This is a genomic window from Marinobacter sp. B-12 (genome assembly GCF_056857915.1).
In genome coordinates, this window is record NZ_JBSXOB010000025.1 from 15389 (window position 1) to 29170 (window position 13782).

13 protein-coding genes are annotated in these 13782 nt (G+C 57.6%); 8 read left to right on the top strand and 5 right to left on the bottom strand.

Going from position 1 to position 13782, the window contains the following annotated elements; translation table 11 throughout:
- The first annotated feature begins 91 nt into the window (after positions 1 to 91).
- Positions 92 to 1768 carry a pyridoxal-dependent aspartate 1-decarboxylase PanP gene (gene panP, locus AC13D2_RS02110; RefSeq protein ID WP_420389759.1) on the top strand — a complete coding sequence of 559 codons (1677 nt, stop codon included), beginning with the start codon at positions 92 to 94 and terminating at the stop codon, positions 1766 to 1768.
- A 45-nt stretch (positions 1769 to 1813) separates the two neighbouring features.
- Here panP and AC13D2_RS02115 read toward each other — a convergent pair whose 3' ends face one another.
- Together AC13D2_RS02115 and AC13D2_RS02120 are read right to left on the bottom strand one after the other, a co-directional pair.
- The gene (locus AC13D2_RS02115; protein ID WP_292049573.1) at positions 1814 to 2080 is read right to left on the bottom strand and encodes a hypothetical protein; all 267 of its coding nucleotides are present in this window, start codon (positions 2078 to 2080) and stop codon (positions 1814 to 1816) included.
- A gap of 104 nt (positions 2081 to 2184) precedes the next feature.
- Complete coding sequence (locus AC13D2_RS02120) at positions 2185 to 3744, bottom strand: inorganic phosphate transporter (RefSeq protein ID WP_292049574.1); 1560 nt, start codon at positions 3742 to 3744, stop codon at positions 2185 to 2187.
- 229 nt (positions 3745 to 3973) lie between these two features.
- Here AC13D2_RS02120 and AC13D2_RS02125 point away from each other — a divergent pair, with 229 nt between their 5' ends.
- The 3 genes from AC13D2_RS02125 (at position 3974) to AC13D2_RS02135 (ending at position 8278) form a co-directional block, all read left to right on the top strand.
- Positions 3974 to 5080 carry a GGDEF domain-containing protein gene (locus AC13D2_RS02125; protein ID WP_292049577.1) on the top strand — a complete coding sequence of 369 codons (1107 nt, stop codon included), beginning with the start codon at positions 3974 to 3976 and terminating at the stop codon, positions 5078 to 5080.
- Between the two features lie 86 nt (positions 5081 to 5166).
- Positions 5167 to 5619: a flavodoxin gene (locus AC13D2_RS02130; protein WP_292049578.1), complete on the top strand. Its 453-nt coding sequence runs from the start codon at positions 5167 to 5169 to the stop codon at positions 5617 to 5619.
- Between the two features lie 94 nt (positions 5620 to 5713).
- A complete protein-coding gene (locus tag AC13D2_RS02135; RefSeq protein WP_482938162.1) occupies positions 5714 to 8278 on the top strand; it encodes an EAL domain-containing protein in 2565 nt (854 codons plus the stop codon).
- A gap of 14 nt (positions 8279 to 8292) precedes the next feature.
- Here the strand turns inward: AC13D2_RS02135 and tesB are convergent, their stop codons facing one another.
- The 3 genes from tesB to AC13D2_RS02150 form a co-directional block, all read right to left on the bottom strand.
- Positions 8293 to 9150 carry an acyl-CoA thioesterase II gene (gene tesB / locus AC13D2_RS02140; protein ID WP_482938163.1) on the bottom strand — a complete coding sequence of 286 codons (858 nt, stop codon included), beginning with the start codon at positions 9148 to 9150 and terminating at the stop codon, positions 8293 to 8295.
- 80 nt (positions 9151 to 9230) lie between these two features.
- Positions 9231 to 10385, bottom strand: a complete 1155-nt coding sequence (locus AC13D2_RS02145) for an NAD(P)/FAD-dependent oxidoreductase (RefSeq protein WP_300493405.1) — start codon at positions 10383 to 10385, stop codon at positions 9231 to 9233.
- Positions 10386 to 10421: 36 nt separating this feature from the next.
- Positions 10422 to 10589 carry a rubredoxin gene (locus AC13D2_RS02150; RefSeq protein WP_007154989.1) on the bottom strand — a complete coding sequence of 56 codons (168 nt, stop codon included), beginning with the start codon at positions 10587 to 10589 and terminating at the stop codon, positions 10422 to 10424.
- Between the two features lie 264 nt (positions 10590 to 10853).
- Between AC13D2_RS02150 and AC13D2_RS02155 the strand changes: the two genes are divergently transcribed.
- The 4 genes from AC13D2_RS02155 (at position 10854) to phoB (ending at position 13733) form a co-directional block, all read left to right on the top strand.
- Positions 10854 to 11411, top strand: coding sequence for a hypoxanthine-guanine phosphoribosyltransferase (locus AC13D2_RS02155; protein ID WP_300493401.1), 558 nt, complete (start codon positions 10854 to 10856; stop codon positions 11409 to 11411).
- Positions 11392 to 11967, top strand: coding sequence for a chorismate--pyruvate lyase family protein (locus AC13D2_RS02160; protein WP_420389765.1), 576 nt, complete (start codon positions 11392 to 11394; stop codon positions 11965 to 11967). Before AC13D2_RS02155 ends, AC13D2_RS02160 begins: the two co-directional genes overlap by 20 nt.
- Positions 11968 to 12051: 84 nt before the next feature.
- Positions 12052 to 12939, top strand: coding sequence for a 4-hydroxybenzoate octaprenyltransferase (gene ubiA, locus AC13D2_RS02165; RefSeq protein WP_420389766.1), 888 nt, complete (start codon positions 12052 to 12054; stop codon positions 12937 to 12939).
- 101 nt (positions 12940 to 13040) lie between these two features.
- Positions 13041 to 13733, top strand: coding sequence for a phosphate regulon transcriptional regulator PhoB (phoB, locus tag AC13D2_RS02170; protein WP_482938164.1), 693 nt, complete (start codon positions 13041 to 13043; stop codon positions 13731 to 13733).
- The last annotated feature ends 49 nt before the right edge of the window (positions 13734 to 13782 follow it).

Genomic DNA, 13782 nt, shown 5'->3' on the forward strand with positions numbered 1-13782 from the left:
GGTTTCACGACACCGTATACTACGCCCCCTCAGGGAGAACAGAACGGCCGGGACAGGCTCTGTGAATGACCACTGATAGTGTGTGGCACCTATGACCGGAAAGAAAAAATCGGCCCAGGCCTCGGTAGAGGCCATGTACCGTGTGTTCACCGTGCCCGAGGCACCTGAATCCACCCTGAGCCGGATTGACCAGAACATATCCCGCAACCTTGCCGGCTTCCTGCAGGAACACATCGTTGCGGTCGAACGGGATCTTTCCGAAGTCGAGAAAGACTTCTCAGACTACGCCATTCCCGAGAAGCCTATCTTCGTCTCCGAACAGGCCCAATTCCTGCTCGACAAGCTCGTCGCAAACTCGGTACATACCGCGTCTCCGAGCTTTATCGGCCACATGACATCGGCACTGCCCTACTTCATGTTGCCACTGTCCAAGATCATGATTGCCCTCAACCAGAACCTGGTCAAAACCGAAACCTCCAAGGCATTCACGCCCATGGAGCGTCAGGTATTGGGCATGATCCACCGCTTGGTGTACGAACAGGATGGCGCCTTCTACCGCAAGTGGATGCACGACCCCAGTTACGCTCTCGGCGCCATGTGCTCCGGTGGCACCGTGGCGAACCTGACCGCACTCTGGGTAGCCCGCAACAACGCTTTTCCTGCCGAAGGAAGTTTCCGGGGCATCCATCAGGAAGGACTGTTCCGTGCGTTACGTTATTACGGCTGCGAAGGTGCCGCGATTCTGGTTTCCCGCCGTGGCCACTACTCACTGCGCAAAGCCGCCGATGTGCTCGGCCTCGGCCGGGACTTCCTGGTGCCGGTTGACACCGATGACGACAACCGGATCAACACCGATGCGCTGCGCGAAAAATGCCTGGAACTGCACCGCCAGAAAATCCGGGTCATGGCCATCTGCGGCATTGCAGGCACCACTGAAACCGGCAACGTAGACCCTCTGGATGCCATGGCAGACATCGCCCGGGAATTCAGCGCACACTTCCACGTGGACGCTGCCTGGGGAGGGCCAACCCTGTTCTCCCGCTCACACCGGCACCTGCTCAGAGGCATCGAGAAAGCCGACTCGGTCACCTTCGATGCCCACAAACAGCTTTACGTTCCCATGGGGGCCGGCCTGGTCGTGTTCCGTGACCCGGGACTGGCAAGCGCCGTTGAACACCACGCGCAGTATATTATCCGTAAGGGCTCGCGAGATCTGGGCAGCACCACCCTGGAAGGGTCAAGGCCGGGCATGTCGATGCTGATCCAGTCGGGGCTGAGAATCCTGGCGCGGGAAGGCTACGAAATCCTCATCGACCAGGGCATCGACAAGGCTGCCACGTTTGCGGAGATGATCAACACAGAAACGGACTTTGAGCTCATCACCAAGCCAGAGCTCAACATCCTGACCTACCGCTACTGCCCGGAGAAAGTGCAGCAGGCCCTGACCATTGCGGACTCACTCCAGGCAGAACGCCTGAACACCTGCCTGAACCGCATCACCAAGTTTATCCAGAAGACTCAGCGTGAACGTGGCAAAGCCTTTGTCTCCCGGACGCGGCTTGAACCAGCACGCTACTTTCACAACCCCTGTATCGTATTCCGGGTGGTATTGGCCAACCCCTTGACCACGAAAGAGATCCTTGCGGACATATTGAAAGAACAGAGGGAGTTATCATCGGATGAGGACATTCAGGACGAGCTCACCATCCTGGACCAGATGGCCGATGCCGTACTGAAGCAGCACCAACCAGGGGCGCGTCAGGCCTGACGCGCCCTGCTCACCTGCACTACGACCAATGCAGGCCAGAATAGATCAGTAAAGCGCCTCCTCGTCATCCAGAACTTCGTCCAGAATATCGAGAAACATATGATCCGCCCGGCTCCAACTTTCCGGAATACGAATCGTAGTGTTGGCGCTGATCTCCCGAGCTATAAGTTCGTTGGAATTGGGCTGATTGCGGTATTTACGAGCAATTTCCACTGATTTAACGGCAATTGTGGGGTCACTGAGAACCTTCTTGATAAATACCCTGAGCTCGTCAATGACCTTCGCCTGACGGCTTTCTTCTGCTGAACTCATGAATCAATCCCCGGACAGAGTGGCAACGTATGGGAGGCAAACACCTCCCGTATTGAAGAATAGTATGGGCCAAACAGGCACCTGACAACCAGCGTGACTATCCCTTACAGCAACAGCCCACGCAGAGTGAAGAACAGGGTGGCCGCCATACAGGCGGATGCCGGCACCGTGATAATCCAGGCTGCGACTATACGGGTCAGGTGAGATCGCTTCACCATTTCCTCACGGTAAATTTTCTTAAGCCGCTTACGCTCTTTTTTGGAGAGTGGCACCTGCTTCTTTTTCTTGGCCTGCTGGAGCAGGTTTTCCATCTGTTCAACCGAAGCATTACGGAAATCTTCCAGGAACGGACGCAGACGCTCACGCTCAGGCTCCTCGTGACTGTCCATGATGCTGTGAAGCTGGGTGGCGTAATTGGACTTCAGATACTCCCTCAGGAAACCAACACCAAAGACACCACCGATGGCAATGTGAGTGGAACTGACCGGGAGCCCCAACTGAGAAGCGATGATGACAGTAAGCGCCGCCGACAGTGCAATACAGAACGCCCGGGTTTTATCCAGCTCTGTGATCTCAGTCCCCACAGTCTTTATCAGGCGTGGGCCGAACAACATAAGGCCGACGGCCAGGCCAAGGGCACCAACCAGCATCACCCACAAAGGAATGGACGCTGCGGTCACCACCGCCCCGGCCGAAAGCGCATCGTTGATGGCGGCGAGAGGGCCAATGGCGTTGGCCACGTCATTGGCGCCATGGGCAAAGCTGAGCAGGGCGGCTGCGAAAATGAGCGGCCAGGTAAACAGGCTGTTTACGCCCTCGGAACTGTTTTCCATCGTGGAAGCACGACGGCCAACCACCCCCCTCATTATAAAGAAGATAACGGCGGCGACCCCGAAACCCACCAGACTGGCTCCCAGGAAATCCACCTCAACGACCTTCTTCACTCCCTTAACCATCAGGTACGTACCAAAGGCCCAGGCCATGATCGCCACAAGCCATGGCACGAAGGTTCGCGCCGAAGACACCACGTTCTTTCGATACAGCACGGTTTTTTTGATAGCAAAAAGGAAAAGAGCTGCAAACACCCCCCCCAGAACAGGAGAAATCACCCAGCTGGCTACAATCTTTCCCATTACCGCCCAGTCCGCAATGCCCCAGCCGCCGGCCGCAATCCCGGCTCCAAGCACGCCCCCGACAATGGAGTGGGTGGTGGACACCGGAGCCCCCATCCAGGTGGCCAGGTTCAGCCACAGTGCGCCGGCAAGAAGCGCGGCTGTCATCAGCCACACGAAAGCGCTGACATCATCGAGCCTTTCAGCGGCAATAATGCCCCCTTTGATGGTAGAGACCACGTCGCCACCGGCGATGATGGCACCTCCAGCCTCAAACACGGCGGCAATCAGGACTGCACCACCCAGCGACAGCGCCCCGGACCCCACGGCGGGGCCTACGTTGTTGGCGACGTCGTTCGCGCCGATATTGATGGCCATATAGCCGCCAATGACTGCGGCTGCCATCAGCAACATATTGTTGGGCATGCCATCGCTGATCTGTCCCACCGCCAAAAATATGCAGAGCAGGAACAGGAAGCTGAAGCCAACACGATAGCGTTCGGTCGAAGGGCTGGTCAGGAGAGTATCGAGGAATCCGTTTTTGCCGGCCATAATACGTCAGGTCTCGCAACAGGGAGGGGACGGGAAGCTGGAGTTTCACATTACTTACGGCGGCAACTATAAATTTTTTGCCATGAAATTGAAACATAACGGTCATAATGATGATTGCTTGACCAAAGTCGCTGTACAGATTTCCCGCTTCGACTAATCTGAGTCACGAGCCCGGCCCACACAACCTGGGCAGGGCGTTAACAACAGATCGACAACAACAAAAAGTGTCATGACCAGACTTCTCGATACCAGCCAGCAAATAGCCGACGAAGGTGAAGAAGAGCGCGTATCCCGCCTGCTGACCGGCCTGTCAGCCATGGCGATCCTGTTTCTGCTGGGCATTGGCGCCAAGGCGTGGTTTGCCACCCACACTCACCATGCCTTCTCGCTCTGGTTCTTCGCGGGCCTGGTGGCAATGAACATGCTGGCGTTTGCCCGCTCTGGCAACCGACGCCATCAAAAGGCTGGCATGATCTCCATCGTCGGCCTGCTGTTCGGATACCTGATCATAACGGGAGGCGAGAGCAACACCGGCCCACTCTGGTTTTACGTGTTCCCGCCGCTGCTGTTCTACCTGACCGACCTGAAAACCGGCACAGCGGTGTTGTTGTTCTGCTGCCTGTTGGCGGTTGTGGTTTTCCAGTTCCCTGAACTACCGCTGGTGACCGCCGAATACAGCACAGACTTCAAAATCCGCTTCTTCGCGACGCTGACCTTTGAGTCCATCTTTTGTTTCGTGCTGGAAGCCAGTCGCCTGAAAGCACGCAATGAGCTGATGGAGTTGGCCCGCGCTCACCAACACGCGGCCCGCACTGATGAACTGACGGGACTGTCCAACCGCAGGGATATACAGCATCGGCTGAGCGAGGAGTATTCAAGGTACAGGCGTTCCGGCCACCACTTTTCCATAGTTCTGATCGACCTGGACCTCTTCAAGCGTATCAACGACGACTACGGACACGACGCCGGCGACTACGTACTGCGGGCCTTCTCGAAATTGATGCAAACCGTTACCCGCCAAACGGATGTGGCCGCACGCTGGGGTGGAGAGGAATTTTTGATCCTGTTGCCTGACACCTCACTGCTACAGGCTCTCACGCTCGCAGAACGGCTCCGTTCCGAAGTCGCCTGTGCTGAATTCTCATACAGTGGCAGGCGCATGCCCGTCACCATCAGCGCTGGCATCTGCTCCATCGCCAAAACCGGCTCGGTGGATGAATTGCTGAAACAGGCTGACGTCCACCTGTACAACGCCAAGGAAGACGGGCGCAATCGCGTTGCCCCCAGAGTACGAACCTCCTCCGGGGATACCAGCCCCTCCGGAGCCGGATCTTGAGCGTTATCACATCACCAGCTATGATCGGGCCCCAACGCAGACAGTCATCACGAGATGGCTGTCGTTTCGAATCAACAGGACCATTCATGGCTTCAATCCGGATTCTGGTCGGCAGCGTTTATGGTGGCGCACTGCTGACGGCACGTACCCTGAAGAAAACCCTGGAACCGGAAGGGCATCGGATCACGATCCTTGAGGAACCCGACCTGGAGGACATCACCGGGAACGACGAGCCGCTGCTGGTGTGCACGTCAACCACCGGCCAGGGAGAACTCCCTCCTAACCTGCTGCCGTTCTACCTGAGATTGCGGGAGCACCTGCCCCAACAACCGGCGCGTCCGTTTGGGGTCATTGTGCTGGGTGACAGTTCCTACGGTGACACCTTTTGTGGCGCCGGTGAGCTGATGGAAGAGGTTTTATACGAAACTTCAGCCCGGAAAGTGGGGGACACCCTAAGGATCGATGCGCTGGAAACCACCGAACCGGAGATGGAAGCCATCCCCTGGGTACGGGAATGGCTTGAACAACTGGAATCCTGACACAGGCACTTACGGAAACTGGCGATATCAGCCTTGAGCGCCCCTGAAGTTAACGCCATACTGGCCCAGTCAATCACGACAAGATCGGTACTACGTGCGCCATATTGCTCAGTTGTTCGCCCTGGCGGGCGCATTGGTCATAATGGCTTTCGGAACCCAGGCAAACGCGGCTTCGCCCGGCTTTGCAGAACCGGATATGGACTACATCCGGGTGGCACCTTCGGAACAGATGGATCTCAGGGAAGCCCTTGCTTCCGACCGGTGGCAGTCACTGGAAAACGAAAGCCCCAACTTCGGCTACATTCGCGACACCGTGTGGCTCCGCGTTCCTGTATCCGCCATACCCGGTGACCGCAAGCTACTGGAGATACGCTATCCGCAGCTCGACGATGTCACCTTCTACCTGATGGAGAATGGTGCCGTCAGGCAGCGCCTATCAACGGGCGATCGCCTACCCTTTACCCAGCGCCAGATTCAACACCGCAACTTTCTGTTTTCCTTCGAAACCGATCCGCAAAACGATTACCAGGTGTTGTTGCGGATTCGGACTCAGGGCGCCATGCAGATCCCCGTCAGGCTGTGGGACCCTCGAACCTACTTTGAAGCAACGTCCATCGAAGACCAGATGCACGCGATCTATTACGGCATCCTGATCATGGTGATCGTTTTCAACCTGTTCATCTTCCTGGCCCTACGGGAGCGCATGTACCTGCTGTACGTGCTGTCGACCTTCAGCTACCTGATGTTTATTGGCAGCCTGAATGGCAGCACCTATCAATTGCTCTGGCCAGAGTCGCCCTGGCTGCACAACCAGGCAATGATGCTGACCGTGCCCATAGCATTGATATTCACCCTGTTATTCTCCCGCGCCTTCCTCAACCTGCGCGTCACCAGCCCACGCATGGACAAACTTGTGTGGTATACGGTGCTGGTGAATATCGCGGTGGCGGTGACGACGTTCATTACCGACTACAGCGTTGCCAGCAAGCTCACAGTTGCCCTGGCGATTCCCAGTTGCCTGCTGTTGACCGTCATGGGGCCCGTGCAATGGATTCGTGGCAACCCCCAGGCTGGCTATTACACCATTGCCTGGGGCCTGCTCACCCTGGGCAGCGCCATCACCGCCGCCAATAAGTACGGTTTCGTGCCCACCAGCTTCGTAACGGCCTACGGCATTGAAATCGGCTCCGCTCTCGAGGCCATCTTGTTGACCATTGCCCTGGCCGCCCGGCTCTACCAGGAGCGTGAAGACAAGGTTCGCGCCCGCGAAGCAGAGATCACCGCCATGGCGGCACGGCGTTCGGCAGAGCTTCGACTGATCGAACAGGCTCTCCACAACCCGCTCACGGGATTGCCCAATCGCGCTTGCCTGGAAATGACCATCAGTGAACTGATCAACCGAGAGCCCGACAAACGCCTCTCCATCGCGGTGATTCACCTAAGCAACCTTCCAGCCATCACCAAAACCCTGGGGCATCGCAATACCGACCGGCTGCTCGAGCTTGCAGCCCGACGCTTCAACAGTATCGTCAGTGAACTGCCCGGAATCTGTACGGTTGAGACCACCGAGCAGCAGAATTTCTACCTGGCGTCACTGGAGTCGGCCACCTTCGGGTTTATCGTGGAAGCGGATGTTATTTCGGAAACACCTCGTGCCATTGTTCGTGCCCTTGAGGAAATCCGTGAACCGCTGGACTACCTGGGCATGCAGTTACCACTGGACCCTCACACGGGCTCGGCGATCTATCCAGATCACGCCACCGACACCAATACCCTGATCCGGCGTGCCTTTATTGCGCAGGGCTCGGACGACGCCCGAGACCGTGGGCTGGCCTACTATCAGCCTGCGCGGGACTCCTACAGCGCTGACCGGCTTACCCTGGTGTCCGAACTGCAACATGCCCTCCAGCACGGTGAACTTGCCCTATACCTGCAACCAAAACTGTCTTTGAAAACCAGGGAGGTGGTCGGCCTCGAAGCGCTGATTCGCTGGCCCGACCGGAAAAAGCCAATACCCGCCGACGAGCTGATTGCCCTGGCCGAGCAGACAGGACTGATCAAGCCATTGACACGCTGGGTACTGGAACAGTCACTGGAGCTGAGAGGGCGATTGCTGGAGAAGGGCTACCCGCTCAATATCTCGGTCAATATCTCCCCCAACAATTTACGGGAACCAGACTTCCCGCTCTACGTCCAGCGCCTGATGAGCAACTACCACATTCATCGCGGGGCCATTATCCTGGAAGTCACCGAGACCTCAATGATGCAGGACCCGGTCAACTCTCTGCGCGCTCTCAATTCCCTGCACACCACAGGTATCCCACTGTCCATTGATGACTTCGGTTCCGGCTACTCATCGCTGTCGTATATCAAGCGGTTGCCCGCCAGCGAGATCAAAATCGACCACTCACTGGTCACCGACCTTACGTCCCAGGCTGGTGACCGCGTCATTGTCCAGACCACCATCGAGATGTGCCACAGCCTGGGCTACGCCGTTGTAGCCGAGGGTGTGGAGAGTACAGAGACAATGGAACTACTGGAAAAGATGGGCTGCGACATGGTACAGGGCTATATCCTGACGCCACCACTCCCGTTCGACGACATCATCGTCTGGCTGGGCAAATACAAACATCATGGCAGAAGCCGCAAGCTTGGCTGACTATCTCCGCTGACCTAACCCCGCTCACGGATGAGGGCTTCCTGGGTGGTCGATGCCACCAGCCGGCCCTGGCGATCAAAGAAATTACCGCGATTGAAGCCGCGTCCGCCGGTAGCGCTGGGACTGTCCTTGTCGTAGAGCAACCACTCGTCCATACGGAACTCACGATGAAACCAGATGGAATGATCCAGGCTTGCGATCTGCATGTTCTTGTTCATAAACGACACGCCGTGAGGATTCAGTGACGTCCCCAGAAAGGAAAAGTCGGACGCGTATGTCAGCAGGCAGCGGTGCAGCACCGGATCGTCCGGCAGGTGGCCCTGGGTACGGAACCAGCTTTGTTTGTAGGGCGGGCGCGGTTCCGGTTTCAATGGATTGACCGGGTCCACAGGCCGGATTTCGATGGGACGATCCCGGGTCAGGGTGTCGCGGAGATGCTCGGGAACATGAGATGCCAGCAGTTCGCCGTACTCTTGCTCGGATTTCAGGCTTTCCGGATCCGGTGCCGAGGGCATGTCGAGTTGATGTTCGAAGCCTTCCTCGGCCACCTGAAACGACATGGAGCCGGTCAGAATCTCCTTGCCACCCTGACGTGCGATCACGCGTCTGACGGAAAAACTGCCACCGTCCCGAACCCGCTGGACCTCGTAGTCGATGGGCATGCTGTGATTTCCAGGGCGCAGGAAATAGGCGTGCAGCGAGTGCGGCAGGCGTCCTTCCACTGTGCGACTGGCAGCCATCAGCGCCTGCCCCAGAACCTGGCCGCCAAACACATTGGGAAAGCCCAGATCTTCACTGTCCCCCTGGAAATGGTCATCACCGATGGGGGAAAGATCCAGCAGATCCACCAGTTTTCTGGTCACTTCAAGCATGCCAGCTCCTGTCAATATCGTTAGCTCACGAATGAATTTCTACCGCAAGCCGGGGATTTTCGCAATCCTGATCTCGTCCATCAGCTATGAATCGGCGGCACTTCCTTCGACAGGGTCTGCTTCTCCACCGCATAACCACCAGTTACCGCAAAGCCCAGAACCTCGCCAGACTCACTCCTGAACAGGGCACGAACGTCCTGACCGTTCGCATCCACTTCCCAGTTGCCGGACGCATTCGCCGGTGGCGGGCACACTGCCGTTGGACAACAGGGGGTCTTGACCATGACCGGCATGGTGCCGTATTTCACTTCAGTGCGTTCACTCACCAGCGTCTTTGCCAACGCGCGGGCGCACGCCATCAGCGGCAGTACATACAGCAACACGTGGCCATCGACTTCAGCGCAGTCACCCAGTGCGTAGACGTCGGGCACCGATGTCTCCAGGGCGCGGTTGACCACGATGCCACGCTGGGTCTCCAGGCCCGCCGCAGCGGCCAGTTCCGTTCGTGGTCTCAGCCCGACTGCGGAAATGACCAGGTCAGAGTCCAACTCCTCGCCATTGGCCAGGGTCAGACGAACGCCATCCCCGTTATTGGCAATATGCTCCACGACGGTTTCCAGATGAAAACGGACACCCATTCCCTCCAGCCCATCACGAACCGCTTCCGCAGCGGCCGGTGGCAGCAGTCCCGGCATCAGGGCATCAGAAGGCGCAATCACATCCACCTCGACATCGCCGTTGCGAAGGTCGTTGGCAAACTCACAACCGATCAGGCCCGCGCCCATGATGGCGACCCGCTTCTTGCCCTTCAGGGACCTGCGAAAGGCACGGTAGTCCATCAGGTCGTTGATGGAAAAGACACGCTCATGGCCGTCACCGGCAATGGACAGACGAATCACATCAGCACCCCAGGCCAACACCAGTTTGCCGTACCCTAGCCGTTCGTCCCCCAGCACCAGTTCGTGGGCGTCCGGATCAATGCCGGTCACGGTGGTGTATGTACGCAGTTGAAGGTTCAGTTGCTCCACCATTGCATCCGACGACGCCTGCGCCAGCTCATCGGCCTCTTTGCCTTTGGTAAAGCCGGTGGAAAGCATGGGCTTGGAGTAACTGTAGCCATCGTCCGCCGTTATCATGACGATCGGTGTGTCCTTGTCCTGCTTACGGATTTCCTTCGCCAGCGAGTAGCCTGACAATCCGGTACCCACAATCACGATAGGGGCGTCTGTGTTCATTACTGCTCTCCAAACCTGTTCAGCGGTAGCGGCGTATCAGCCGATCTCAATCATCTCGAAGTCTTCCTTACCCACGCCGCAGTCCGGGCACTCCCAATCTTCTGGCACGTCTTCCCAGGCGGTTCCAGGCTCGATACCGTCTTCCGGCCAACCTTCCGCCTCATCGTAAATAAACCCACAGACAACGCACTGCCACTTCTTCATGTCATTCCTCCGAAACTCATTGGAGTGCGATAATAATTGTCAGACAATTATACGCACAAGTCTTTCATGCACCGAGTTGGCACTATTCATACCGGGAAACCATCATACCCACCGCTGCCGCATTGACCAATGCCGGTGCCGACGGCTATTCAACGGGTTTTCTGCCAATCACCAGAATTTCCACCCGGCGAACCGGGAAACGCCCCTCCCTTCAGCGTGCCTCCTCCGGTATAATCGGCCGTTTTAAGATAGGACCCCAGCGCTATGACCGACACCGTCGCCGAACTGAATCAGGTAATGGCCGAGGCCGACTGCCTGGTGAGCGAACAGCAGGTACAGGCAGCCATCCAGTCCCTCGCAGACGAGATCACCGGGCGCCTCAAGAACACCAATCCCCTGTTGTTCTGCGTGATGAATGGCGGCCTGATCCTCACCGGCCACCTACTGCCAAGACTGACGTTTCCCGTGCAAGCGGAATACCTTCACGCCACCCGCTACCGCCAGGAAACCACCGGCGGCATCCTGGAATGGAAACTGCAACCGGAAGCCAACATGAATGGCCGCACGGTACTGATCGTTGATGACATCCTCGACGAGGGTACGACACTCTGCGCCATTGCAGATTACTGCCTCGCCCATGGCGCCAGCGAGGTTCTGACGGCCGTATTGGTCGATAAACAACACGATCGCAAGGCAAAGCCAAATCTGAAGGCAGATTTTACCGGCCTGGAAGTTGAGGACCGTTTCCTGTTTGGCTACGGAATGGATTACAAAGGTTATTGGCGCAACGCCCCGGGAATATATGCCGTCAAGGGACTTTGACCGGCACGCACCCAGCGTGCTTGAAGGTGACAACGCCATCTCCACCCCCGCTACGGACTGGTACCGCTCTTTTTCGGCAGCCGCGTTGAAAAACCCGACCATCCATGGGCCGCTCAGCCACTGGCTGACGCTGGAAGGGTCGCTGACCCGGGCGCTTCAACTTCGATGCCGTGAGCGCTTTCACGTGGATATCCTCCAGGAGGGTTTTGCCCGTCCCACTGTGGAGGAGGCTCATACCCTGGGTATTCCGGTACGCCAGAACGCGTGGATCCGCGAGGTCTGTCTGAACGGCGACAACACCCCCTGGGTGCTTGCCCGTACGATCATTCCATTGGCAACCCTGTCAGGGCGTGGACGCCGCCTGCGCAATCTTGGACGCCGTCCCCTCGGCGCGTACCTGTTCAGCAACCCACAGTGGCAGCGGGGGCCGTTCGAAACCGGTCTTTGCCATCGGGTTAATCGCCATCAGCCAATGGCGGCCCGCCGCTCCCGTTTTTTCAGCGGTCATCATACCCTCCTGGTCGGGGAGTATTTCCTGCCCACGCTCTGCCCCTGACGCTGCGGCTCTTTTAACCGAACCCTACCGCTGGCTATAATCCCCGCTCAGCCTCAGGAACATCATCCCGAACGGACCAGACCTATGCTGCCCAATGCCGTGCCAGATCACATCCAGGCCCGACTTGCAGACTACGCCCGACTGCTGCGCGTCGATCGCCCCATCGGCAGCCTCCTCCTGCTGTGGCCCACCTACTGGGCATTGTGGCTGGCCGCAGATGGTTTCCCCAGCACTGGCAACTTTATCGTCTTTACCCTCGGCGTATTCATGATGCGGGCTGCCGGTTGTGCCATTAACGATTTTGCCGACCGCAAGGTGGATCGCCACGTCAAACGTACCAAAGACCGCCCACTGACCTCCGGTCGCATCGAAGCCTGGGAAGCCGTTGCCCTGTTCGCGGGCCTCTGCCTGACTGCTTTCCTGATGGTGGTTCTGTTCACCAACACGCTGACACTCTATCTGTCCTTCGGGGGCGTCGTACTGGCGTTCATCTACCCGTTCATGAAGCGCTACACCCATCTGCCGCAACTGTTTCTTGGGGCCGCCTTCTCCTGGGCCATTCCCATGGCCTGGGCGGCCGAGGCCGGTGAGGTCACAAAACTGGCCTGGTTGCTGTTTACCGCCAACGTACTCTGGACCGTTGCCTACGACACCCTGTACGCCATGGTGGATCGTGATGACGACATCCGGATTGGCATCAAATCCACGGCCATCCTGTTCGGAGAAGCCGACCGGGCAGTTATAGCAATCCTGCAGGCTCTGGTGGTGCTGATCCTCATCCTGGTGGGCCAGCAGGCTGAACTCGGCGTTTTCTACTATCTTGGGCTCGTCGCCATGGCGTGCCTGTTTGTCTTTCAACAGCACCTGGCCCGCTTTCGAGAGCGCGACGGGTGCTTCAAGGCCTTCCTCAACAATAACTGGGCGGGCTTTGCCGTTTTCACCGGTTTGTTGATTGACCGGATAATCAGTTAGTCGCACAAATCCAGTCACAGCCTGTTACTGTCATATACTTGTAACACTACCCGGTTGTAATGAGGCAGCAACAATACTCGGTATGACACAGGTTAATGCTCATGACTGGAAAAACTGTCCTGATCGTCGATGACGAGGCACCCATCCGCGAGATGATCGCCGTGGCCCTCGAAATGGCCGACTACGACTACCTTGAGGCAGAGGATGCCCGCGAAGCGCATGCCCTGATCGTTGATAAACAGCCCGACTTGATACTCCTTGACTGGATGCTGCCCGGCACCAGCGGCGTGGAACTGGCCAGGCGCCTGAAAAAAGAAGAGGCCACGGCTGAGATTCCCATCATCATGCTGACGGCCAAGGTCGAGGAAGACAACAAGATCCAGGGCCTGGAAGTAGGCGCGGATGACTACATCACCAAGCCCTTCTCGCCGAGGGAGCTGGTGGCCAGGCTAAAAGCCGTATTGCGCCGCACCACGCCGCCCGGCGTGGAAACCCTGATCGAAGTGGATGGCCTGACTCTTGACCCGGTCGGCCACCGGGTTACCACGGAAACCGGCGCGCTGAACATCGGCCCCACGGAATATCGGTTACTGCAGTTCTTCATGACACACCAGGAACGGGTTTATACTCGCTCCCAACTGCTTGACCAGGTGTGGGGCGGTAACGTCTATGTTGAAGAGCGAACCGTCGACGTTCACATACGCCGTTTGCGCAAAGCCCTTGGCGACCAATATGATCACCTGATCCAGACAGTGCGTGGCACCGGCTACCGGTTCTCTACCAGAGCAGCATAACCACAACCGGCGCCCTTTACCCCGAAAAGGGCCCGGAACTGATTCAGGG